Raw genomic sequence first — 22,683 nt, 5'->3', positions numbered from 1 at the left:
GGGTGCTTCCCGCAGCGAAATCAAGGAGGAGGCCGCAGGCCGGGGGACATTCGCGGAGGGAAGTACCCGGTGGCCTGCGCACTCGCCCTGAACAAACCCAGCCTCAGCGCATCTGCAACCGCGCATCCTTCGGATACCCGATCGTGTAGTCTGCCGACACGCGCGCCGTCTGCCCCGCGTCCAGGTCGAAGCGCCACATCGCCAGCCCCGGCTGCTTGTTCCACGCTTGATCAGCGGGTTGCGGTGCAAAGCGTGTGGTCACGCGCACTTGCTCGTCGACCGACACCGGCGCGGCCTCCAGCACCTGCACCGCGATCGGCGTGCGGTGGCGGTTCTCGACCACGTAGGCGCGCTGCACCTGGCGCTCGGCGCGCGAGCCGACAAAACCGCCCGAGCCCTGGTTGTCGCGCTCGGGCTCGACCAGCACGCGCACCAGTTCGTCGCGGCCGAACGAGAGCGTGAGCTTCGCGTCGCTCGGCGCGTTCCAGCGGCCCTGGCCGACGAAGTTGCCGTCGCGGTACAGCTGCATCGGGCCGGCCGGCCACACGCCCGCGGGCTGCGCCATCTCGGCGACCAGGAAGGCGCTCGGGTCCACGCGCGGGCTGGTGCGCGCGGCGAGCTGCGCGGTGTCTTCATGCTGGCCCAGTGCCAGGGTCACGCGCTGGCCGTTGGACGGCACGTCGATGCTTTGCGGCACGGAGAATTCGGTGGCGAAGCTGTTGTCGAACACGCTCACGTCGAACAGCGGCTCGCGTGCGCGCTCCATGGCCATCTTGCGGTCGGCGGCGATGGCGGCCGGGGCGGCGGCAGGCATCGGTGCGGCCATGTACGCCGACTCGGCATTCGCGCGCGGCGGCGGTTCGATGCCGATGCGCCACGCGCTCGGCGTGCGCCCCGTGGTCTCGCGGCGCGGCTGGCCGGTGGACAGCACCAGCTTCACGCCGCGCCAGTCCTCGCCCGTGGCCTGCGCCACCAGCGCCTGGCGCTCGATGCGCACCTTGCGCGTCGTGGTGTCGAGCAGCGCGCGGTAGCTGGGCGTCCAGCCCGGACCGTTGACCTGGTAGCTGAGCTTCACGTCGGCATCGGCACTGGCGGCGAGCGTGACGGTGACGGCCGTCACTTGCGCGCCCTGGCCCTGCGTGCGGCCGCGCTCGGCCAGCAGCGGCTTGAGCTGGCGGTCGAGGTCGGTCTGCTGGCGCTGGATCTGGTGTTGCTTGAGCAGCGCGTCCTGGCCCGAGCGGCGCATCGCGTCGGTCACGGCTGTGAGGTTGCGCGCGTCCATCGGCGCGCGCGCGCCGGGGCCCGATTCGCCGCCCGACAGCCCCTTGAGATAACCCGTGACCATGCCCAGCGCATCGGTCTCGGCCTGCAGCGCGGCCTTGCGGTCTTCGAGCTCGCGGATGCGGCCGTCGAGCGCGCTGGTCGCGCAGTTGGCCGAGAGCTCGCGCGCCTCGCTGAGCACCGAGGTCTCGCCCACGCGCACCGCCGCGCCGGCCGACACCTGCAGGCTCTGCACGTCGAGCCCGGCCGGCAGGCAGGCGAAGGTGACCGAGCGGCTGCCCGCCGCGACGCGCGCCACGCGCTCCACCGTGGCGCTGCCGGGGTAGACCTTGACCTGCGTGATGCGCGAGGCATCGGCCTGCAGTTGCGCGTGAGCGCCGGCGCCCGCGGCCAGCCAGAGGGCGGCGACGGCGGTGGCACGCAGGAGGGGACGGGCGGAGAACGGTGTGTGCATGGAAAGCCTTCCGGAAGAAAGTCGGTGACGAATCTCCGCTTCTACGGACGGGGCGGGCGAACGGGGTTAAGGCGTCGCAAAGTTTTTTTCATGACGCCGATGTGACGCGGGCGCGTTGCTGTCGCGCAGGCATCTGCCGGCGGCGAACCGGTCACCCAAGAGACGGTGCGCGGCGGCTCCGCTTCCTAGAGTGGGTCTCGCCTTCCCTCCATTGATTCACCCTGAAAGGACCCCCCCATGCTCGACACGATCCAGGCCATCAACCGTTCGGCCGCCTTCAACCGCTGGGCCGGCTTCGACGTCACACAGGCCGCCGACGGGCAGGCCGAACTGCGCATGAAATGGCGCGAGGCAGACATGGGCCAGTACACCGGCTTCCTGCACGCGGGGATGATCGCCGCGCTGCTCGACACCGTGAGCGGCTTCGCGGCCGCCACCGTGGCGGGCCGCGTGCTGGCCTCGCATTTCTCCATCAACTGCATTTCGCCGGCCATTGGCGAGGCCTTCGTGGCGCGCGGGCGCGTGGTGAAGGCGGGGCGCAAGCAGGTGTTCGTCGGGGCCGAGCTGTTCGCGCAGCCTGAAGGCCAGGGCGAAGACAAGCTCAAGCTCGTGGCGACGGCGAACGCCATCCTGGTGCCGGTGGATGAGGCGTCGACGACGCCGAAGCCGAAGCAGGCGGCGTAAGCACCACGGCAGGCTCGGCCTCGGGCTTGCGCTTCAGCCCGAACAGCGGGCGCAGCCAGCCGATGCGGCGGATCAGCCCGTCGGTCAGCAGCCAGCAGCCGGCAATGGTCACGGCGACCAGCGCCACGGGCTCCCACACCGGGCCCAGCGCCAGCGGCACCAGCAGCGCCACCCCCGCGACGATCAGCGTCTGGTGCAGCATGTACCAGGGGTAGACCGACTCGTTGGCCCAGCGCAGCCACGGCCAGGGGCGGTTCAGGTGGCGGTGGCCATGGCCCAGGATCGTGGCGACCGCGAGCCACAGGTAGGCCGTGCGCAGCACGTCCATCAGCAGCCCTTTGGGCGGAACAAGGGCCCCGACGCGCAGCGCGATGAACGCGCCGATCGTCGCCACCGCCAGCAGCAGCGACACGCGGCGCAGCCGTTCGAGTTCGCGCCAGATGCCCGTGTCCACGCCCATCCAGTAGCCGTAGAGGAAGACGGTGAAGTAGATGCTGTGCAGGTGGAAGTCCCACACCAGGTTGTGCGTGGCCGGGAAGTGCCGCGCCAGCAGCACCGTCCACGCCAGCAGCGGCAGCGCCGGCAGCACCAGCAGCTGCCAGCCGCGCAGCCCGTTGAAGCGCCGCCGCACCCACTGGCCGGCCGCCGAGCGCCACAGCGGCAGCGTCAGCGCGACCAGCGCCGTGTAGAGGAACAGGTAGGGCAGGTACCAGAGGTGGTTCCAGGTGATGCCGAACTCCGCCCCCGCGAACGCGCCCTTGGGCCACGGCGCGCCCATCGACAGGTAGCGCAGCAGGAAGGTGCCGAAGCCCGGCGCCACCAGCCCGCGCGCCACGCCCTCGGCGTAGGCCTGGTAGGGCACGACCACCGCCATGCCGAAGGCCAGCGGCAGCATCAGCCGCAGCCCCCGGCTGCGCAGCAGGCCCCAGGTGCCCTGGCCCCGGCTCAGGAAGCCGAGCGACACGCCCGAGATGAGAAACACCAGGTCCATGCGCCACAGGTTCAGCACCCGCATCGGCCACGGCAGCCACTCGGCCGCGTGCGGGCTCTTCAGGTGCCAGGGCCAGTCGGCCACGTAGTACATGCCCACGTGATAGAGGATGACGAGCAGGAAGGCGAGGGCGCGCAGGGCGTCGATGTCGTGGCGGCGCTGTGGCGTGGGAACGGAATCGGAGGGCATGGCGAGCTCCTGGAACGAGGAAACGGCGGTCATCGTGGCCCCCGCGCCCGTCCCCGGGGCCATCGCCGGGACGGACCGGCCCGGATTTGTGACGAACGGTGGCCCCCAGGGACGAAATCCGGCCCCCGGTTCGCGAGAATCCCCGCATGAGCGAGCCGCACAAGAACCTGTACGAGCGCTACGAACCGATCCGGCGGTACGTCGAGGTCGGCTTCTGGATCGTGCTGATGACGGTGCATGCCGCGATCAGCACCGTGGTCGCGCTCATCGACGCCCGCAGCCGCGCCGTGCCGCGCGCGAACTGGGAGGTCGTCACCTGGGAGGTGTCGAGCCACATCGCGCTGCTGGCCCTGGTGCCGGTGCTGGTGGCCGTGGAGCGCCGGCTGTCGCCGCTGGCGCGCGACCACTGGGTGCGCTTTCTTGCAGGGCACCTGGTGGCCAGCGTGCTCCTGAGCCTGGCGCACGTCGCGGCGATGTTCGGGCTGCGCGCCGCGGTGTACGCGGCGGCCGGCGAGCCCTACGACTTCGGCGGCGCCATGGGGCGATGGGGCTACGAATACCTGAAGGACGTGCGCGTCTACGCCACGATGGTCTTCGGCGTGTGGGCCTACCGGCTCTTCATGCTGCGGCTGCAGGGCGAGGCGCGCGTGCTCGATCCGCCGGAAGAGGGCGTGGCGCCGGTGCCCGAGGCTTTGGAGGAGAGGGAGGGAGTCGAGCCCTCGGTACAGGAACTGCCAACGCCGGCAGCGCCGCCGCCCGCCCGCCCCGAACGCTTCCTCGTGCGCAAGCTGCGCCGCGAATTCCTCATCGCCGCCACCGACATCGACTGGCTGCAGGCCGAGGGCAACTACGTCGGCCTGCACGTCAACGGCCACGACTACCTGCTGCGCGCCACGCTCACCGACTTCCTGACCCAGCTCGACCCCGCCACCTTCGTGCGCGTGCACCGCAGCCACGCGGTGAACCTGGGCCGCATCAAGGAGATCGAGCCGCTCGACGGCGGCGACGCCCGGCTGCACATGCACGACGGCACGAGCGTGCCCTGCAGCCGGCGGTATCGCGACGCGCTGCGCGGCGGCGCCAGCTGAGCGTTTCGGCGCGTTCCGATCCGGTGCGCGTCCTGCGAATTCGGCCCATTCCTGGGTCGTTTCGCACCATTCAAGAGCCTTCAGGCACCATTTTTGCTTTCTTGCGCCGGCGCCCCGAGCCGTTCGGGTGCGACGCACCAAATCAAACCAAAAACCTGCAAGAAGCTCTCATGGACGCACTCAAACAGGGCGCTGACGCGCTGTTCATCCTTCTCGGCGCCATCATGGTCCTGGCCATGCATGCCGGCTTTGCCTTTCTGGAACTGGGCACCGTGCGCAAGAAGAACCAGGTCAATGCGCTGGTCAAGATCCTGGTCGACTTCTCGGTGTCGACCATCGTGTACTTCCTGGTGGGCTACGGTGTGGCCTATGGCACGCATTTCTTCGTCAGCGCCACCGAACTGTCGGCAAGAAGCGGCTACGAGCTGGTGAAGTTCTTCTTCCTGCTGACCTTCGCGGCGGCCATTCCGGCCATCATCTCGGGCGGCATCGCCGAGCGGGCCAAGTTCTGGCCGCAGCTGATCGCCACCGCGGTGATTGTCGGTTTCGTCTACCCGTTGTACGAGGGCATCGCCTGGAACAAGGCCTTCGGCATCCAGGGCTGGATCGCCTCGGTCACCGGCCACGAGTTCCATGACTTCGCCGGCTCGGTCGTCGTGCACGCCGTGGGCGGCTGGCTCGCGCTGCCGGCCGTGCTGCTGCTGGGCGCGCGCCGCAACCGCTACCGCGGCGACGGCTCGCTAAGCGCACACCCGCCCTCGAACATCCCGTTCCTGGCGCTGGGCGCGTGGGTGCTGTGCGTGGGCTGGTTCGGCTTCAACGTGATGAGCGCGCAGAGCATCGACAAGATCTCGGGCCTCGTCGCCGTCAACTCGCTGATGGCCATGGTCGGCGGTACGCTGGTGGCGCTGGCCATGGGCAAGAACGACCCCGGCTTTGTCTACAACGGCCCGCTCGCCGGCCTCGTGGCCGTGTGCGCCGGCTCCGACCTCATGCACCCGCTGGGCGCGCTCGTGGCGGGCGGCGTGGCCGGCGCCATCTTCGTCTTCATGTTCACCCGCACCCAGAACAAATGGAAGATCGACGACGTGCTCGGCGTGTGGCCGCTGCACGGCCTGTGCGGCACCTGGGGCGGCATCGCGGCGGGCATCTTCGGCACGCAGGCGCTCGGCGGCATCGGCGGCGTGAACCTGTGGGCGCAGCTGATCGGCACCTTGCTTGGCGTGGGCTGGGCGCTGATCGGCGGTGCGGTGGTGTACGGCGTGCTCAAGGCGACCATGGGGCTGCGGCTGTCGCAGGAAGAGGAATACGACGGGGCGGACCTGTCGATCCACCATATTTCGGCGACGCCGGAGCGCGAAGTGAATTGGTGAGGGCGATGCGGCTCAGGACATGAGCCGCAACGGGGGATTTGCGGCGCACGGCACGAATTTGCCAGCTGTAGCAAACTTGCCGGCGGCCTCCGATCCCACCTGTTCACCACCCCCAATGACCCAATCTCCCCCCGCCCTCGAAGTCCTCCCCCGCGACCTGTCCGCCTACCGCGAGGGCAACGTCGGCATCGACTACGTGCACCGCTTCGAGTCCGGCAAGCCCGGCCCGCACGTGCTGATCAATGCGCTGACGCACGGCAACGAGATCTGCGGCATGACCGCCGCCACGCACCTGCTCGACACCGGCGTGCGCCCGAAGATCGGCACGCTGACCGTCAGCTTCGCCAACGTGGCGGCCTACGAGTCCTTCAACGAGGCGCTGCCTTTCGACAGCCGCCAGCTGGTGCACAACCTCAACCGCGTGTGGTCGCCCGAATGGCTCGACGGCAGCGAAGACAGCCCCGAGCTGCGCCGTGCCCGCGAGCTGCGCCCGGTGGTGAGCGCGGCCGACCACATCCTCGACATCCATTCCACGAGCCAGCCCGTGATCCCGTTCTGGGTGTACCCGGCCTTCGACCGCAACGCCGAGGCCGCCATGGCCATTGGCCGCCCGTCGGTGCACCTGGTGATGCCCGACGGCCTGGGCTCGGGCACGCCGCTGATCCAGCACGGCCAGCATGGCCGGGCCGACGGCAAGGGCGTGGCGCTGGTGGCCGAGTGCGGCCAGCATTTCCTGCGCTCGGCCTCCGAGCTGGCCACCGCCATCTCGCTCGACTTCCTGGCGCACTTCGGCCTCATCGACAAGGACCCGGCCGTGCCCGCGCCCGGCGAGCAGCGTCGCTTCGAGCTGCTCCAGACGCACGTGATCAAGTCGGAAGACTTCGCCTTCGTGCGCCCGCTGATCGGTTTCGAGACCTTTGCCAAGGGCGAACTGATCGCCACCAACGGCCCCGACGAAATCCGCGCGCCGTGCGACGACTGCACGATCTTCATGCCCGCGCAGCGAACGATCGTCGGGCGCGAGGCGGTGTACCTGACCAGGCCGCTCTGAGGCGGGCGCCCTTCAGTTCAGCAGATCAGCAGGTGCCGCGGTTTGTCCGCGGTGCTGTAGTCGGCATGCCAGTAGTGCGGGTCGTCGCAGAGGCTGAAAGCGGCGTCTGCGCTGGCGTGGCGGTCGCCGAAATGTTTGCCCATCGTCACGTGCACCGAGCCCAGGTCGGGCCAGTCGATGCCGACGCCATTGACGCGGTTGCCCGAGGCGACTTCGGCGGCGACGATTTTCTGCAGGACGGGGTGCAGGCGGGTGTTGAGCAAGGCGAGGGCTTCGCGGCGTTCGCTGGTGCGCGCGAACGAGGTGTCGAGGCAGGCTTCGGTGAACATCGGTAGATGGGCCATGGCGCGCTTTCCGGTCAGACCGTTGCAGATGCCCTCGACTTCGGGATCGTCCGGCCTTTGCACTTCGGATAGTTGGCGCAGCCCCAGAAGCTGCCGTCGTTCTTGGACGAGCTTCTTTCGACCATCTTGGTGCCGCAACTCGCGCAGGTGGGCCGCCAGTATTCGCCTTCGTAGGCCACGGCCAGCAGTGCCGCCTGTTGTTCGGGCGTGCGCTGGCCGATGAGCCGGAGCAAGGCCGCGCCGTCCTGGGCGTGGATGCCGTTCGCCTTCGCAAACGCCGCCGCTTCCGCCGAGAAGGTCGAGCTCGTCACGTAGGTGCCGCTCTTCAATTGGTGCGAAGCCATCACGCCAAGGAACTCGCGCATTTCCTTGACGCCCACGGCTTTGCTCTGCCAATGCTTGCACTGGACGATGCGCGGCACGTCACTGTGCCTGGACTGGAGCCAGATATCGACGCCGCCGTCCGCGCCATGCGATTGGCTGCGCGTGGTGAACCCGGCTTGTGCGTAGAGCGCTTCGCACAAGGCCTCGAAGCGACGCCATTCGATGGCGTGGAGCACGGCGGGGCTCCACTGCGATTCCTGGCCCGCATGGGGTGTCGTCGATGGCGCGGGCGACAGCACGGGCTCGCGACGCTCGGCTGTCGAGGTGGGCGCGGGGCGTGCGGGAGCGCGAGCTGCTGCGGACTCGATCTCCACGGGGGCAGCCTGACGGCGGACGACGTAGTGCAGGCCCAGCAGCACGGCCCCGATCGCCAGCGCGACCCAACCGGCAGGCCGGAGCGCAGGCCCGAGCGTGCCCACGATCGGCCCTTTCAGGAAGGCGGGAGCGACCACCAGCAGCAGGATGCCGACGAAGATCGCCATCCAGGCCTTGCCGGCCAGTTCCTGTCGCGCCCGCTCGCGTCGGCGCTCGGCTCGTGTCTGTTTTGCCATCGGTCGCTTGCCTCGCTCCTCGAAAGATCTCTTTATAAGCCGGGGCGGGCGCCCGGGTCTTCACCGTGCGACTGCGGTGTTCTGCGCGTCGCGAAGCGCGTTGTCTGCGGCTTGCCGCGCTTGCGAACTGCTGGACTCGTGGGCACGGGACTCTGCCGGTGTTTCGGGTGGCTTGTTGATCTCCTTGACCAGGTCGGCCAGGTGCGTGTCGTCGTCTCCCCCGCACTGCTCGGATGGCCACCTCAGACGGGCGCCGTCGAAGTGCCAGCCGGCCGTGCCGCCCGTGGCGGCTTTTGTGCGCAGCCAGAGCTGTTCCCAGCGCGGAAATGCCGCCGGGTCGTCGCGCCAGTACAAGGCCTGCAGCATCTGGGACAGGGCCACTTGCGTTTCGCGTTGGGACGGCTGTGTCGAAACGAGGATCTCGGCCACCTCGAAGAGTCGCGGCGTCGAGATGAAGTAGCGATTTCCCTGGCGGGTGCGCTGCGTATCCGGGCCCTCGGGCATGAGATAGCCTGAGCCGCCGGTTCCGCTCTCGGAACCAAGGATGCAGAGCGCTTCGGCCGGCGTGAAGCGCCGGAGATCGTCGAGGGCCGCTGCTGTGGCCTTTCGATCGCCGCGTGCCACGACTTGGCTGAACTGCCGGAACTCGTTGTACGAAGCGTTCCAATCCGCTCGGTCAGCGGTTTTGACGATGTCGTAGGCGACGAACACCAGCACGACGCCGGCAGCGAGGCCCCCAAAGCTCGCGCCGAGAGTCTTGGTCGCACCGCCTGCGGCCACGATCGCCACGAGGATCATCAGCAAGGCCACCCCGATCGCATAGGGCAAGAGGTACACGAACCACAACGGCAACAGGTTCAGGCCAACGACGCACAGGGCCGAGAGCACAGGGACGACGGAAAGCCAGATGAGGAAGGATTTCGTCCGGACGGTCATGCGCCGCGATCCCCGAGGCTCGTGAGGGCTCGTTCCCACGCGCGCAACTCAACTGGCAACGAACAACGCCGGGTCCACCATCGTCCGGTTCAGCATCACCCCCCAATGCAGGTGCGGCCCGGTCACCCGTCCCGTCGCGCCCACGGCGGCCAACGGGTCGCCGACCTTGAGCACGTCGCCCACTTTCACGTCCCAGCGGCTCAGGTGGCAGTACATCGTCAGCAGGCCGCCGCCGTGGTCGACCCAGACGGTGCCGCCGTTGAAGAAGTAGTCGCCGGTGTCGATCACCTTGCCGGCCAGCGGCGCGCGCACGGGCGTGCCGGTGCCGGCTGCGATGTCCATGCCGCTGTGCGGATTGCGCGACTGGCCGTTGAACACCCGGCGCAGGCCGAACGAGCTGGAGCGGCGGCCCGGCACGGGCACGCGCATCTGCAGCGCGGCGTCGGGGCGCAGGTCGGTGAGGGTGGCCATCACGCCGGCCAGGTGGTCGCGTTCCTTGGTGTAGCGCGCCTCGTCCTCGGGCGACAGGTCGACCGTGCGCGGCGCCACCGTCAGGCGTTGTTCGCGGTACTGCTTCGGGGCGATGGTGTAGGCGATATGGCGCTCGGGCTTGTTGCCCTCGGCGCGCACGCTGATGCTGGCTTCGCCGGGTGGGGTGGCGAGCGGAATGCCGACCAGCGCGGTCCATTCGATCGGATCGCCCAGCACCAGCAGCGGCACGTCACCGGCGAAAGCCTTGGGGCGCGTGGCGGCGGGGCCGAGCGACAGGCGGGCGACGCCGCCGGGCACCAGCAAGGCGCGTGGCCAGACATCGGACGCCTGCGGCTTGCTGTTGTTCTTCTTGGCCGGGGCCGCGGCACTGGCAGGCAGCGCCAGCAAGCCGAGGGCGCCGAGCACGGCGCTGCGGCGGTTCAACGCGGCAGAAGGGAGATCGGAGAGAGGAAGGTTCATGTGCATGGACAGGATTCGAAATGAAGAGTTGGTGGTGCGGCGGCTCAGCCGCCGCTCTGTTCCCGCCAGGTTCCGGGCGCGAGCCCGTCGAGCGTGTAGGGCCCGATGGCGGCGCGGATGAGGCGCAGCGTCGGCAGCCCGACGGCCGCCGTCATGCGCCGCACCTGGCGGTTGCGGCCTTCGCTGATCGCCAGCTCCAGCCACGCGGTGGGAATGAGCTTGCGCTCGCGGATGGGGGGCTCGCGGTGCCACACCTCGGGCGGCGGGTCGAGCCGGCGCGCCCGTGCGGGGCGCGTGGGGCCGTCGTTGAGCTGCACGCCGTTGCGCAGCGCCGCCAGCGCCTCGTCGGTCGGCACGCCCTCGACCTGCACCCAGTAGGTCTTCTCCATCTTGAAGCGCGGATCGGCGATGCGCGCCTGGAGCTTGCCGTCGTCGGTGAGCAGCAGCAGGCCCTCGCTGTCGGCATCGAGGCGGCCGGCGACGTAGACACCGGGCAGGTCGATGAAGTCCTTCAGGCCGCGCCAACGACCCTCGGGCGTGAACTGGCTGAGGACGCCGTAGGGTTTGTTGAAACGGATGAGGCGAGAAGAAGGGCTCGTAGCGTTCATGAACCGACAGGATAGCCGGGGTCTGTCGACGCTCGGCGCAAGAAAAAAGCCGGAGCCATGACGGCCCCGGCTTTGCGGGAGAGAGATAGACCGGGCCTACTTGGCCCAGCTGTCCCGCATCCCCGCCGCGCGGTTGAACACCACCTGTCCGCCGGCGGCGCTGCCCTTCGTGTCGCGCACGAAGTAGCCGTGCCGTTCGAACTGGATGCCCACGCCGGGTTCGGCCTTCGCCAGCGACGGCTCGACGAAAGCCGTGCACACCTCGAGGCTGTGCTTGTTCAGTTCGTCCAGCAGCTCGCCGCTGCCCGGGTTGGCTTCGGCGAACAGGCGCTCGTACAACCGCACCTCGGCCTGCACGGCATCCGCAGCAGCCACCCAGGTGATGTTGCCCTTGACCTTGATCGCGTCCGCGCCGGGCGTGCCGCTCTTGGTGTCGGGCACCAGCGTGGCCTGCACTTCGAGGAGCTTGCCGTCGGCGTCGCGCGTGGCGCCGGTGCATTCGATGACGTGGCCGTACTTGAGGCGCACCTTGTTGCCGGGGAACAGGCGGAAGAAGCCCTTGGGCTGCACGTCTTCGTAGTCGGTGCGCTCGATCCAGACCTCGCGGCCGAGCTTGAATTCGCGCTTGCCCATCTCGGGGTGGTGCGGGTGCACGGGGGCGGAGCAGTCGTCGAGCGCGTCGTTGCTGCCCATCAGCTCCCCCCAGTTGGTGATGACGAGCTTCACCGGGTCGAGCACGGCCATGGCGCGCGGCGCGATGGGGTCGAGGGTGTCGCGCAGCGCGGCCTCGAGGCTGGCGTACTCGATCCAGCCGCCGGACTTGGTGGTGCCGCTGCGTTCGCAGAACAGCTGCAGCGCGGCGGGCGTGTAGCCGCGGCGGCGCAGGCCGGCGATGGTGGGCATGCGGGGGTCGTCCCAGCCGTCGACGTGCTTCTCTTCGACCAGTTGGCGCAGCTTGCGCTTGCTGGTCATCACGTGGGTGACGTTCAGGCGGGCGAACTCGTACTGGCGCGGGTGCGGGCTGGCGACGAGGCCGCCTTCGGCCAGGCGGTCGAGCAGCCAGTCGTAGAAGGGGCGCTGGTCTTCGAATTCGAGCGTGCAGATGGAGTGGGTGATCTGCTCCAGCGCGTCTTCGATCGGGTGCGCGTAGGTGTACATCGGGTAGATGCACCACTTGTCGCCCGTGTTGTGGTGGGTGGCCCGGCGGATGCGGTACAGCGCGGGGTCGCGCATGTTGATGTTGGGGCTCGCCATGTCGATCTTGGCGCGCAGGATGGCGGCGCCATCGGCGAGCTTGCCATCGCGCATCTCGCGAAAGCGCGCCAGGTTTTCGTCGGGTGTGCGGGCGCGAAAGCGGCTGTCGGTGCCGGGCGTGTTGAAGTCGCCGCGGTTGGCGCGCATTTCTTCGGGCGTCTGCTCGTCGACATACGCCAGGCCGGCGCCGATCAGGTACTCGGCGGCTTCGTACATGAAGTCGAAGTAGTTGCTGGCGAAGTACTCGTGCTCCTGAATCGTGCCGGGCGCGCTGGGGCGGTCGGCCAGGTAGGTTTCGTAGCCGAGCCACTTCACGGCGTCGCGGATGGAATCGACGTACTCCTGCTCTTCCTTCTCGGGGTTGGTGTCGTCGAAGCGCAGGTGGCACACGCCGCCGTATTCCTTGGCCAGCTCGAAATTCAGCCAGATGCTCTTGGCGTGGCCGATGTGCAGGTAGCCGTTGGGCTCGGGCGGGAAGCGCATGCGCACCTTGGCGGGGTCGGGCATGCCCTGGGCGTGGTGGGCGGCGTCGCCCGGGGAACCGCCCCAGGTGCGGCCTGCGTAGGCACCCTGTGCGAGGTCGTTCTCGATCACATGGCGCAGGAAATTGCTCGGTGCAGCGGTCGTTTTGGTGCCGCTTTTGTCGGTCGGGGAGGTCATCGCGTCATTCTAGAGGGGGGCCTGTCGGGGTTACTTTTGGCAACGCTCTTCACAATGCAGCGTCCACCCGCTTTGCAATTGCAGCGTTCAATACGGACATGGGGCGCACAACGCCCCCCAACAAGGAGTCCCACATCATGAGCGTCACACGTTCTACCCTCTTCAAATGGGCCGCCGCCGGTGCGGTGGCCTTCGGTGCGCTGTTTGCCGCCACCTCGGCCAGCGCCCGCGGCGACGTGAGCTGGTCGATCGGCGTCGGCGTGCCCGGCGTGGCGGTCGGCGTGGGCGGTCCCGCCTACTACCCGGCCCCGGTCTATGCGCCGCCGGCCCCGGTGTATTACGCACCGCCGCCCCCGGTCTACTACCGTCCGCCGCCGCCGGTGTACTACCGCCCGGCACCGGTCTACTACGCACCGCCGCCGGCCTATTACGGCCCGCGCTACTACGGTCGTGGTTATCACCGCGGTCATGGCCACGGACACGGCCACTGGCGCTGATTTACAACGCCATTCGTGACTGAATGAAAAAAGCCGGCCCCGAAAAGGCCGGCTTTTTGCTGCGTGCCCGGCGCCTGGATTTCACATGGCGCGAAACAGGTGGGCGTAGAGCCGGCTGACCGGGATCTTCTCGGCCCGCCCGCGCAGCGCGAGGTGCAGCTTGCCGGCCTCGTCGCGGTGCACCGCCTCGATGGCCGCGCTGCGCACCACCACCGCCCGGTGCACCTGCCAGAAGGTGTCGGCATCGAGCTGGGGCAGCAGTTGCTTGAGGGGCGTGCGGATCAGGTATTCCTGCGTGGCGGTGAGCACGCGCAGGTACTTGTCGGCGGCCTCGAAATACAGCACCTCGTCGATCGGCACCATGCGCACGGTGGCGCCGCCCGCATCGCTGGCGGCGATCATGCGCAGCGGCGCTGACGGCGACGACGATGCCGACGGCGCGCCGCCGGCGGCGCCCAGCACCTGGCGCCATTGGGCGAGGGTGCGCTCCAGCGCCTCGTCAGGCGGGATAGGCGGCGTCATCGACGGCGCGGCCGCCGCCAATGCTTGCCGCAGCCGAGCCACCGTCTTGCGCAGGCGCTCGGGCTGCACGGGCTTGAGCACGTAGTCGATGGCTTCGGCCTCGAAGGCGCGCGCGGCGTATTCGTCGTAGGCGGTCACGAACACCAGCTGCGGCATCGGCGCCTCGTCGGTGGGCCAGCTGTCGGCCAGTTCGGCGGCGGCGCCCAGGCCGTCCAGGCCGGGCATGCGGATGTCGAAGAACAGCACCTGCGGCAGCAGCCTTAACGCCTCGCGCACGGCGCTGCGGCCGTCGCGGGCGGTGGCGACCACGCGCAGCTCGGGCCAGGCGGCGGCCAGTTCGGCCTGCAGGGCCTGGGCCAGCAGGGGTTCGTCTTCGGCGATGAGGGCGGTGAGGGGCATCGTCTTGTTGTTGTCGTGGGGCCTGTTCAGGCGGGCAGGGGAAGGTTCAGGGTGACGCGCGTTCCGCCGCCCGTGGGCGCGGGGGCCAGGCTCAGACGGCCTTGCTCGCCGTACACGGTGGCCAGCCGCTCGCGCACCTGTTCGAGCCCGAAGCCGCTGCCTTCCGAGGCCTGCGGCCGGGTCGCATCGAGCCCGACACCGGTGTCGCTCACCTCGATCACCAGCTCGCCCGCCTCGCGGCGCGCGCGCACGGCGATCTCGCCGCCTTCGACCTGGGGCTCGAGGCCGTGGCGGATGCTGTTCTCGACCAGGGGCTGCAGCAGCAGCGGCGGCACGGGCGTGTCGCGCAGGTCGTCGGGCAGGTCGAGCGTGTAGCGCAGGCGCTCACCCATGCGCACCGACATCAGCTCGAGGTAGTCGCCCAGCCGGTCGAACTCGGCCGACAGCGGATGCGACAGCGCGCGCGAGCCGCTGAGCGTCATGCGCAAGTAACTGTTCAGGCGGTCGAGCATGGCCACGGCGCGCGGCGGATCGACGGTGATCAGCACGCGCAGGTTGGCCAGCGTGTTGAACAGCATGTGCGGCTCGAGCTGGGTTTCGAGCAGCTTGAGGCGGGCTTCGGTGGCGTTGCGCTGGGCCAGTTCGATCTGGCTCTGCATGTACTTGCTCTTGCCGAGGCTGTAGAAGAGGAAGCAGATGCCGGCCCCCGCGATGATGGTGACGGTGACGCCCGTGGCCAGCTTGTGGCCCCGCAGGTCGAGAAAGTCGAAGGCGGGCGCGCCGCTCCAGGCGTCGCCGATGAGGTTGCCGGTGAGGAAGCCGAAGGTCACGCCCGCCACGACCAGCAGCGGGCCCCACGGCCATTTCGGCCAGAGGGCCTCGCGGTGTCCGGTGATGAGGAGCCGGCCGCCATCGATGAACAGCCAGCTCGCGGTGCCGATCGCCAATGAGTAGACCATGTGGGCGGCCCAGCTGCCGCCGCCGGCGATGGTCAGCGCGCTCGCGATCATGCAGTTGAAGACCGCGGTGATCAGCCCATGCCGCAGCATGGACTGGAGGTTGGTGGCGCTGAACCGGGCACTGAGCCCGGCGGCAAGAGGCGACAGCGACAGGCCCAGGCTCACCGGCGGTCCTCGCCGCCCAGCGCGCGGCGCTCGCGCTCCAGCAGCCGGTCGTACAGGCCGCCGCCGGGCGCGATGAGCCAGACCACGGCGCCATGGATCAGCAGGCCCAGCCCCCAGCCCATGAGCGGGTACACGGCCCAGTTGTGGCCGCGCGAGGCGGCGAGTCCCACCAGCCCGACGTTGACGACCACGTAGACGAAGGCATGGATGAACCAGCCCATCTTGGCGCCGGCGCGGCGGCGGGCGCGCCGCTCGATGTCGGCGGACGAGGAAGAGGAGGAGGAAGAAGAGGAAGAGGACATGGGGGTCATGACAGCTCCTTGAGAGAGACAGGTGAAAGGGGAACGAAGTCGCTGGCGGCCGATGCCGGCATTGACGGTGAAGGTGGCAGTGCCGCGCGCTGGCGCAGCTCCTCGGTGGTCTCGCCCGGCCCGTCCGGCCTCCAGCCCGGCGGCTTCACGAGGTGGCCGACGAAGGCGCGCAGCGAGCGCGCCGAGCGCAGGTCACGCCACAGGTCGCGCCACTGGCTGAACTCGATCTCGAACAGGTTGTACGAGGTGATCGGCTTCACCAGCCCGTAGCGGCAGGGCAGGTCGGCGCGCTCGGGGATGTAGGTGCCGAACAGGCGGTCGAACACGATCAGCACGCCGCCGTAGTTGCCGTCCAGGTACTCCAGGTTCGAGGCGTGGTGCACGCGATGGGCCGAGGGCGTGTTGAGCACCCATTCGAGCGGGCCGAGCTTCGGAATCCAGGTCGCGTGGATCCAGAACTGGTAGAGCAGGTTCAGCGTGAGCATCAGCAAGATGATCCGCGGCGGCATGCCCAAGAGCGGCGCCAGCAGGAAGAAGGCCAGCGTGCCGGTGAGCCGGCCGGTCCAGCCGAAGCGGTAGGCGGCCGACAGGTTCAGCTGGTTCGGCGAATGGTGCACGGCGTGGGTGCACCAGAACCAGCGCACGCGGTGCGCGGCGCGGTGGTACCAGTAGTAGCAGAACTCCTGGCCGACGAAGCAGGCGAGCCAGCCGGTCCAGTGGTCCATCGGCAGCGTGAAGAGCCGGTGGGCGTAGAGCCAGTCCATGGCGCCGACCCAGAAGGCCAGCGGCAGCAGCCAGCGCAGCGGGTATTCGCGCACCAGAAAATCGAACACCGAGATGCCCGCCGCCTTCCAGTCGTAGCTGCGCCAGCCGTTGCGCCACGACAGCACCAGCGCTTCGGCCAGCGAGGCAAGCAGCACCACCGAGATGGAAATCTTGAGGATCAACACGAGCACGGTCATGGCGGTTCCTGGCGGCGAAGGGCGGGCGGGGCGTCGGAATCTTAGGCCGCGCGGGCGCCGCTGACCATCGCGCCCGACGCGGCGGCCAGCCGCCACAGGCGCGCGGCGCGGGCCGCGAAGACACCGCTGAAGGCGCCGTACAGCGCCGGCACGCCCAGGGCGAAGGCGGCCTGGTGGCGCAGTTCGGGGTGCAGGGCCAGCGACACGCCCACCACGTACTTGGTGAGGAAGATGCCCATCATGAGCATCAGCGGCACGGCGGTGCCGGCCACCTCGAACTGGCGCGCCGCCGCGTCGTAGCGCGTGGTCGCCGGCAGCGGGCGGCGCAGTACCAGCACCATGAGCAGCAGCGCGGCCACGGCCCAGCCGAGCAGGGCGCCGGCCGACTCGCCGGACACCGACACCACGCCCCAGAACGACAGGCCGGCCATGGCGACCGGCATCACCAGCACGCGGTTCAGGCCGATGCGGTTGGCCACCAGCTGCCGGCCACCGAGCCAGGCCAGCAGGACGAACACGGCGAACACCCACTTCGGGGTGTGAAGAAGGATTTGCATCAGCATGAGAGGCTCCGTTCGGTTGGAAGAAGACAAAGGGGGCAGGGAATCGATGGAGCGGACTGTGCCGATGCCGCCCGGCCGCCGCCACGGCCATGCGACGAAATGCGGGTGGGCGGCGTGAAGTGCCGGTCGCCGGCGCGAACGGCGGCCCGGTGATGGCGGGGCGCCGCGCAAACGGAAGCTTTACCGTCGCTTTACGGCACGGAAAACTGCGGGAGTGATATTTCGCGCTGTACTCTAGGCCGCCTCCCTTCAGGCCGCCTTTTCGCACCCCTTCGCACGCACCGCCCATGGATTCCCAAACGCCCCCCGAACCCCTGCCACCCGTCGTGTCGCCGACCCATCCTCCGGCGCGCCGGCGCCGCTGGGTCGGGAGCCTGCTGGCCCTGCTGCTGCTCGTGGCGCTCGGGGGCGGTGCCTGGTACCTGGTGCAGCGATCCAAGTCGCCGGCACCGGGCGCGGGCGGACCGGGTGCAGGCGCAGGCCGCCCCGGCGGCGGTGGCCCGGGCGGTCGGGCAGGCGGCGGAGGCCCGGCCTCCAGCACCGTCGGCACCGCCGTCGCGCGGCAGGCCGACATTCCGGTGCAGCTCGAGGCGCTGGGCACGGTCACGCCGCTGGCCAACGTGACGGTGCAGCCGCAGGTGTCGGGCGTGCTCACGGCCGTGCTGTTCAAGGAAGGCCAGATGGTCAAGAAGGGCGACGTGCTCGCCACCATCGACCCGCAGCCCTTTGAGAACGCGCTGGCGCAGGCCGCCGGCGCACGTCAGCGCGACGAGGCCCAGCTGGCCGCGGCGCGCGTCACGCTGCAGCGCTACCAGACGCTGCTCGGGCAAGACTCCATCGCCCGCCAGGACGTCGACACCCAGGCCGCGCTGGTCAAGCAGCTCGAAGGCACCGTGGCCATCGACCGTGCCAACGAGAACACCGCCAAGCTCAACCTGGCCTGGAGCCGGATCACGGCGCCGGTGAGCGGACGCATCGGTCTGCGGCCGGTGGACGCGGGCAACTACATCTCGACCGGCAGCACCGGCGGCGTGGCCACCATCACGCAGATCGCGCCCATCGACGTCGAGTTCGCCATTCCGCAAGACCGCGTGCCCGAGGTGCAGGAGCGGCTGGGCCAGGGCGCCACGCTCGCCACCACCGCCTTCGACCGCACGCGCACGCGCCGGCTGGCCGACGGCAGCTTTTCCACGCTCGACAACATGGTCGACACGCAGACCGGCACCGTGAAGGCCAAGGCGCGCTTCACCAACGCCGACGGCGCGCTGTTCCCGAACCAGTTCGTCAACCTGCGGCTGCTGCTGCGCACCGTGAGCAGCGCGGTGGTGGTGCCGGTCACGGCGCTGCGCCATGGCCCGAACGGCGACTACGTGTACGTGGTGACGGCCGAGAACACGGCCTCGCAGCGGCCGGTGACGCGCGGCGAATCGAGCGTCGATTTCGCCTCCATCACCAAGGGCCTGCAGCCCGGCGAAACCGTGGTCACCGAAGGCGGCGACCGCCTGAAGGACGGTGCGCGCGTGCAGACCACGGTAGATCGGCCGGCCGGTGCGGCCTCCGGCGCAGCGGCGCCAGGTGGACGGCGTGGAGGACGTCGGCAAGAAGGTGCCGGCGGTGCGGGTGGTGCCGGTGGCGCGCAAGGCGGCGGTGCCCGTCCGGCCGAAGCGGCGGCGCCGGCTTCGCCATCGCAGGCACCTGCTGCGCCCGCTGCAGCGCCAGCGGCAACAACGCCCGCACCTGCGGCAGCCCCTGCACCTGCAGCCACACCCGCCAAGCTCCCCACCGCCGAGCAGCGCCAGCGCATGCTCGATGCGGCCAAGGACGACCCCGAACAACTCGAACGCCGCAAGCGTTTCCTCGAAGCCCTCGACCGTGGCGAGCCGGCCGCGCTGGAGCGCTGGCAGCGCATGGCCGAGCGCGGCGGCGCCGGCGCCGGTGGCGAACGCGGCGGTGAGGGACGGCGCAGCCCATGAGCCCCTCGCGCCCGTTCATCCTGCGGCCGGTCGCCACCTCGCTGCTGATGCTGGCCATCGTGCTGGCCGGCCTGGTGGCGTTCCGTTTTCTGCCGCTGGCGGCGCTGCCGCAGGTCGACTACCCGACCATCCAGGTCCAGACGCTCTACCCCGGGGCCAGCCCCGAGGTCATGAGCAACACCGTCACCGCGCCGCTGGAGCGCCAGTTCGGCCAGATGTCGGGCCTGGACCGCATGAGCTCGACCAGCGCGGCGGGCGTGTCGATCATCACGCTGCAGTTCTCGCTGGGCCAGACGCTGGACGTCGCCGAGCAGGAAGTGCAGGCCGCCATCAACGCCGGCGGCTCGCTGCTGCCGGCCGACCTGCCTGCGCCGCCGGTGTACGCCAAGGTCAACCCGGCCGACGCGCCGGTGCTCACGCTGGCCATCACCTCCGACACGCTGCCGCTCACCGAGGTGCAGAACCTCGTGAATACCCGGCTCGCGCAGAAGATCAGCCAGGTCTCCGGCGTGGGCCTCGTGTCGCTCAGCGGCGGGCAGCGCCCGGCCGTGCGCATCCAGGCCAACACGCAGGCGCTGGCGGCCAACGGCATCGGGCTGGATTCGCTGCGCACCGCCATCAGCGCGGCCAACTCCAACGGCGCCAAGGGCAGCTTCGATGGCCCCAAGCGCGCCTACACCATCAACTCGAACGACCAGCTGCTCACGGTCGACGACTACAAAAACCTCATCGTCAGCTACAAGAACGGCGCGCCGATCCGCATGGTCGACGTGGCGCGCGTGGTCAACAGCGCCGAGAACACGCAGCTCGGTGCCTGGGCCGGGCGCAAGGTCGACGGGCAGGTGCAGCTCACGCCGGCCATCATCCTGAACGTGCAGCGCCAGCCCGGCGCCAACGTGATCGCCACCGTCAACGCCATCAAGAAGCAGCTGCCCGAGCTGCAGGCCGGCATGCCCGCGGGCCTGCAGGTCGAGGTGCTGAGCGACCGCACCGCCGGCATCCGCTCGTCGGTGCAGCACGTCGAGATGGAGCTGGTGCTGGCCGTGGTGCTCGTGGTGCTGGTGATCTTCGCCTTCCTGGGCAGCCTGCGCGCCACCGTCATCGCCAGCATCGCCGTGCCGATCTCGCTGATCGGCAGCTTTGGCCTGATGTACCTGCTGGGCTACAGCCTGAACAACCTGAGCCTGATGGCGCTGACCATCGCCACCGGCTTCGTGGTGGACGACGCGATCGTCATGATCGAGAACATCGCGCGCTACATCGAGGAGGGCGAGAAGCCGTTGCAGGCTGCGTTCAAGGGCGCCGCGCAGATCGGCTTCACGATCATCTCGCTGACCGTGTCGCTCATCGCCGTGCTGATCCCGCTGCTGTTCATGGGCGACGTGGTGGGCCGCCTGTTCCGCGAGTTCGCGGTGACGCTGGCGATCACCATCCTGATCTCGGGCGTGGTCTCGCTCACGCTGGTGCCGATGATGTCGGCGCGCTGGCTCAAGCACGAGCCGAAGAAAGACGCATCGGGCACCGGCTTCGGCGCGCGCGCCCAGCGTTTCTTCGACGGCGTGATGGTGCGCTACGACCGCTCGCTGCACTGGGTGATCGCGCACCAGCCGCTCACGCTGCTGGTGGCGCTGCTCACCCTGGTGCTGACCGTGGTGCTGTACCTCACCATTCCCAAGGGCCTGTTCCCCACGCAGGACACCGGCCAGCTGCAGGCCCGCGTGCAGGCCGCGCAAGACGTGTCTTTCGAGCGCATGGCGCAGCTGCAGCAGCAGGCCGCGCGCGCGATTCTTGAAGACCATGACGTCGAGAACCTCAGCTCCTTCGTCGGCGTGGATGCGGCCAACAACACGATGCTGCACACCGGCAGCATGCTCATCAACCTGACCCGCAGCCACGACAACCAGCAGGAGGTGATGGAGCGCCTGCGCGAGCGCGTGCGGCAGGTGGCCGGCCTCACGCTGTACCTGCAACCCACGCAGGACCTGACCATCGACGCCGAGACCGGGCCGACCGAGTACCGCGTGTCGCTCGAAGGCGTGAACAGTGCGCTGGTCACCGAGTGGATGCAGAAGCTGGTGGCGAAGCTGCAGGAATCGGACAAGGTGCGCAACGTGAGCAGCGATGCCGGTGCGCAAGGCCTGGCGGCGTATGTGAACGTGAACCGCGACACGGCGTCGCGGCTGTCGATCACTGCGAGTTCGGTGGACGACGCGCTGTACAGCGCCTTCGGGCAGCGCATCGTGTCGACCATCTTCACCGAGACGAATCAGTACCGCGTGATCCTGGAAGCGCAGCCTGGCATGGTGAACACGCCGCAGACGCTGGGGCAGCTGAACCTCATTGCGGGGTCGGGTACGGCGACGCCGTTGTCGGCCTTTGCGGAGATCAGCGAGCGGCAGGCGCCGTTGCAGATCACGCACGTGGCGCAGTATCCGGCGAGTACGTTGAATTTTGATACGGCGCCGGGGGTGTCGCTCGGTGGATCGGTTGCCGCGATTCGCGCGGCTGCTAAAGAGATCGGGCTGCCTAGCAGTGTGACGATGACTTTTCTGGGGGCTTCTGGGGCTTATGAGAAGTCTTTGTCGAATCAGCTGTGGTTGATTTTGGCGGCGGTGGTTTGTGTGTACATCGTGCTGGGGGTGCTGTACGAGAGCTATGTGCATCCGTTGACGATCTTGTCTACGTTGCCTTCTGCCGGGGTCGGTGCCTTGCTGGCCTTGATGCTGACGGGCAATGACCTGGGGGTGATCGGGATCATCGGGATCATCCTGCTGATCGGCATCGTGAAGAAGAACGCGATCATGATGATCGACTTTGCTATCGATGCTGAGAGGACGCAGGGGAAGTCGGCTCGTGAAGCCATTCATCAAGCTGCTTTGCTGCGGTTTCGTCCGATCTTGATGACTACTTTGGCTGCGCTGTTTGCTGCTGTGCCGCTGATGTTCAGTTTTGGGGACGGGGCTGAATTGCGACGTCCTCTCGGGTTGGCGATCTTTGGCGGGTTGATCGTTAGTCAGCTGCTGACTTTGTTCACTACGCCTGTTATTTATCTGGCGTTTGATCGGTTGGGTGGGGGGAGTGCTCGGGCTTCTTCTTCGGAGCTTGAGGAGGAGGCGGCTTGATCTGTCTGTGCTCCTGCTGCTTGTTTGCTTCCCGGGGCCGGGAGTTCCGCCCGGCGGCGGACTCACTTTCTTTTGCTTCGCCAAAAGAAAGTAAGCAAAGAAAAGGCGACCCCACTGTCTGCGACCCCTTCGCTTCGCTACGGGGCAACCTGCGGTGCTCACGTTTCGCGGGGTCTCGCAGAACTCGCTTCGCTCAAACAGCTGCGAGCCCTGATCCGCGAAACGCTCCGCTCCTCGGCGCAGCCAGAGGGGAGGGGAGCTTCGGGCCGTCGCTTCGCTCGGCCATGCAATACCAACAGCCGAATTCAATGCCCGTGCGCGCGGCTTCGCCTGCGCGCGGTTCCTTGCCAACAGCAAGGGCAACGCAAACCCCAACGGCAACACCAGCGCCCGCGCCCGCGCCCGCGCACC

Annotated in this window: 20 protein-coding genes; 7 read left to right on the top strand and 13 right to left on the bottom strand. The window is 68.8% G+C overall.

Annotation, left to right across the window (positions count from 1 at the left end; genetic code table 11):
• Positions 1 to 103: 103 nt before the first annotated feature.
• Positions 104 to 1,735, bottom strand: coding sequence for a DUF4139 domain-containing protein (locus tag AC07SQ_RS30400; RefSeq protein ID WP_495271677.1), 1,632 nt, complete (start codon positions 1,733 to 1,735; stop codon positions 104 to 106).
• A gap of 237 nt (positions 1,736 to 1,972) precedes the next feature.
• On the opposite strand from AC07SQ_RS30400, the gene AC07SQ_RS30395 reads away from it, so the two are divergent.
• The gene (locus AC07SQ_RS30395) at positions 1,973 to 2,419 is read left to right on the top strand and encodes a PaaI family thioesterase (protein WP_492736507.1); all 447 of its coding nucleotides are present in this window, start codon (positions 1,973 to 1,975) and stop codon (positions 2,417 to 2,419) included.
• On the opposite strand, the gene AC07SQ_RS30390 is transcribed toward AC07SQ_RS30395, so the two are convergent.
• Positions 2,337 to 3,632, bottom strand: a complete 1,296-nt coding sequence (locus AC07SQ_RS30390) for an acyltransferase family protein (protein WP_495313022.1) — start codon at positions 3,630 to 3,632, stop codon at positions 2,337 to 2,339. The genes AC07SQ_RS30395 and AC07SQ_RS30390 overlap by 83 nt on opposite strands.
• 113 nt (positions 3,633 to 3,745) lie before the next feature.
• On the opposite strand from AC07SQ_RS30390, the gene AC07SQ_RS30385 reads away from it, so the two are divergent.
• The 3 genes from AC07SQ_RS30385 (at position 3,746) to AC07SQ_RS30375 (ending at position 7,111) form a co-directional block, all read left to right on the top strand.
• On the top strand, positions 3,746 to 4,687 hold the full coding sequence (locus tag AC07SQ_RS30385) for a LytTR family DNA-binding domain-containing protein (RefSeq protein ID WP_495271675.1): 942 nt from the start codon (positions 3,746 to 3,748) through the stop codon (positions 4,685 to 4,687).
• Positions 4,688 to 4,857: 170 nt separating this feature from the next.
• Positions 4,858 to 6,060, top strand: coding sequence for an ammonium transporter (locus AC07SQ_RS30380; protein ID WP_495271674.1), 1,203 nt, complete (start codon positions 4,858 to 4,860; stop codon positions 6,058 to 6,060).
• Between the two features lie 115 nt (positions 6,061 to 6,175).
• Positions 6,176 to 7,111: a M14 family metallopeptidase gene (locus AC07SQ_RS30375; RefSeq protein WP_095948925.1), complete on the top strand. Its 936-nt coding sequence runs from the start codon at positions 6,176 to 6,178 to the stop codon at positions 7,109 to 7,111.
• Positions 7,112 to 7,128: 17 nt separating this feature from the next.
• On the opposite strand, the gene AC07SQ_RS30370 is transcribed toward AC07SQ_RS30375, so the two are convergent.
• From AC07SQ_RS30370 to AC07SQ_RS30345, 6 genes are all read right to left on the bottom strand, one after another.
• Complete coding sequence (locus tag AC07SQ_RS30370; protein WP_493193745.1) at positions 7,129 to 7,455, bottom strand: hypothetical protein; 327 nt, start codon at positions 7,453 to 7,455, stop codon at positions 7,129 to 7,131.
• Positions 7,456 to 7,469: 14 nt separating this feature from the next.
• Entirely contained in the window at positions 7,470 to 8,390 is a 921-nt protein-coding gene (locus tag AC07SQ_RS30365) for a restriction endonuclease (RefSeq protein ID WP_495271673.1), read from the bottom strand.
• Positions 8,391 to 8,450: 60 nt separating this feature from the next.
• Complete coding sequence (locus tag AC07SQ_RS30360) at positions 8,451 to 9,326, bottom strand: hypothetical protein (protein ID WP_495271672.1); 876 nt, start codon at positions 9,324 to 9,326, stop codon at positions 8,451 to 8,453.
• A gap of 48 nt (positions 9,327 to 9,374) precedes the next feature.
• On the bottom strand, positions 9,375 to 10,277 hold the full coding sequence (locus AC07SQ_RS30355; RefSeq protein WP_495271671.1) for a peptidoglycan DD-metalloendopeptidase family protein: 903 nt from the start codon (positions 10,275 to 10,277) through the stop codon (positions 9,375 to 9,377).
• Positions 10,278 to 10,321: 44 nt separating this feature from the next.
• A complete protein-coding gene (locus AC07SQ_RS30350) occupies positions 10,322 to 10,885 on the bottom strand; it encodes a pseudouridine synthase (protein ID WP_495271670.1) in 564 nt (187 codons plus the stop codon).
• 96 nt (positions 10,886 to 10,981) lie between these two features.
• Entirely contained in the window at positions 10,982 to 12,799 is a 1,818-nt protein-coding gene (locus AC07SQ_RS30345) for a glutamine--tRNA ligase/YqeY domain fusion protein (protein WP_495271669.1), read from the bottom strand.
• A gap of 137 nt (positions 12,800 to 12,936) precedes the next feature.
• On the opposite strand from AC07SQ_RS30345, the gene AC07SQ_RS30340 reads away from it, so the two are divergent.
• Complete coding sequence (locus tag AC07SQ_RS30340; protein WP_070062581.1) at positions 12,937 to 13,296, top strand: hypothetical protein; 360 nt, start codon at positions 12,937 to 12,939, stop codon at positions 13,294 to 13,296.
• Between the two features lie 81 nt (positions 13,297 to 13,377).
• Here the strand turns inward: AC07SQ_RS30340 and AC07SQ_RS30335 are convergent, their stop codons facing one another.
• From AC07SQ_RS30335 to AC07SQ_RS30315, 5 genes are all read right to left on the bottom strand, one after another.
• The gene (locus tag AC07SQ_RS30335; RefSeq protein WP_159270939.1) at positions 13,378 to 14,217 is read right to left on the bottom strand and encodes a LytR/AlgR family response regulator transcription factor; all 840 of its coding nucleotides are present in this window, start codon (positions 14,215 to 14,217) and stop codon (positions 13,378 to 13,380) included.
• 26 nt (positions 14,218 to 14,243) lie between these two features.
• Positions 14,244 to 15,266: a sensor histidine kinase gene (locus AC07SQ_RS30330; RefSeq protein WP_495271914.1), complete on the bottom strand. Its 1,023-nt coding sequence runs from the start codon at positions 15,264 to 15,266 to the stop codon at positions 14,244 to 14,246.
• A gap of 71 nt (positions 15,267 to 15,337) precedes the next feature.
• Positions 15,338 to 15,652: a 2TM domain-containing protein gene (locus AC07SQ_RS30325; RefSeq protein ID WP_495271668.1), complete on the bottom strand. Its 315-nt coding sequence runs from the start codon at positions 15,650 to 15,652 to the stop codon at positions 15,338 to 15,340.
• Positions 15,649 to 16,614 (bottom strand): sterol desaturase family protein, encoded by a 966-nt coding sequence (locus AC07SQ_RS30320; protein WP_495271667.1) that lies wholly within the window; start codon positions 16,612 to 16,614, stop codon positions 15,649 to 15,651. The genes AC07SQ_RS30325 and AC07SQ_RS30320 overlap by 4 nt, the downstream gene beginning before the upstream one ends.
• A gap of 41 nt (positions 16,615 to 16,655) precedes the next feature.
• Positions 16,656 to 17,177 carry a DUF6622 family protein gene (locus AC07SQ_RS30315; RefSeq protein ID WP_495271666.1) on the bottom strand — a complete coding sequence of 174 codons (522 nt, stop codon included), beginning with the start codon at positions 17,175 to 17,177 and terminating at the stop codon, positions 16,656 to 16,658.
• Between the two features lie 287 nt (positions 17,178 to 17,464).
• On the opposite strand from AC07SQ_RS30315, the gene AC07SQ_RS30310 reads away from it, so the two are divergent.
• Both AC07SQ_RS30310 and AC07SQ_RS30305 read left to right on the top strand, forming a co-directional pair.
• Entirely contained in the window at positions 17,465 to 19,150 is a 1,686-nt protein-coding gene (locus AC07SQ_RS30310; protein WP_495271665.1) for an efflux RND transporter periplasmic adaptor subunit, read from the top strand.
• Positions 19,147 to 22,272 (top strand): efflux RND transporter permease subunit, encoded by a 3,126-nt coding sequence (locus tag AC07SQ_RS30305; protein WP_495271664.1) that lies wholly within the window; start codon positions 19,147 to 19,149, stop codon positions 22,270 to 22,272. Before AC07SQ_RS30310 ends, AC07SQ_RS30305 begins: the two co-directional genes overlap by 4 nt.
• The last annotated feature ends 411 nt before the right edge of the window (positions 22,273 to 22,683 follow it).

The organism is Variovorax sp. GW821-FHT06D12, assembly GCF_059419205.1.
Note: the sequence above shows the minus strand (reverse complement) of the source record. Positions and strands in the feature narration are given on the sequence as shown.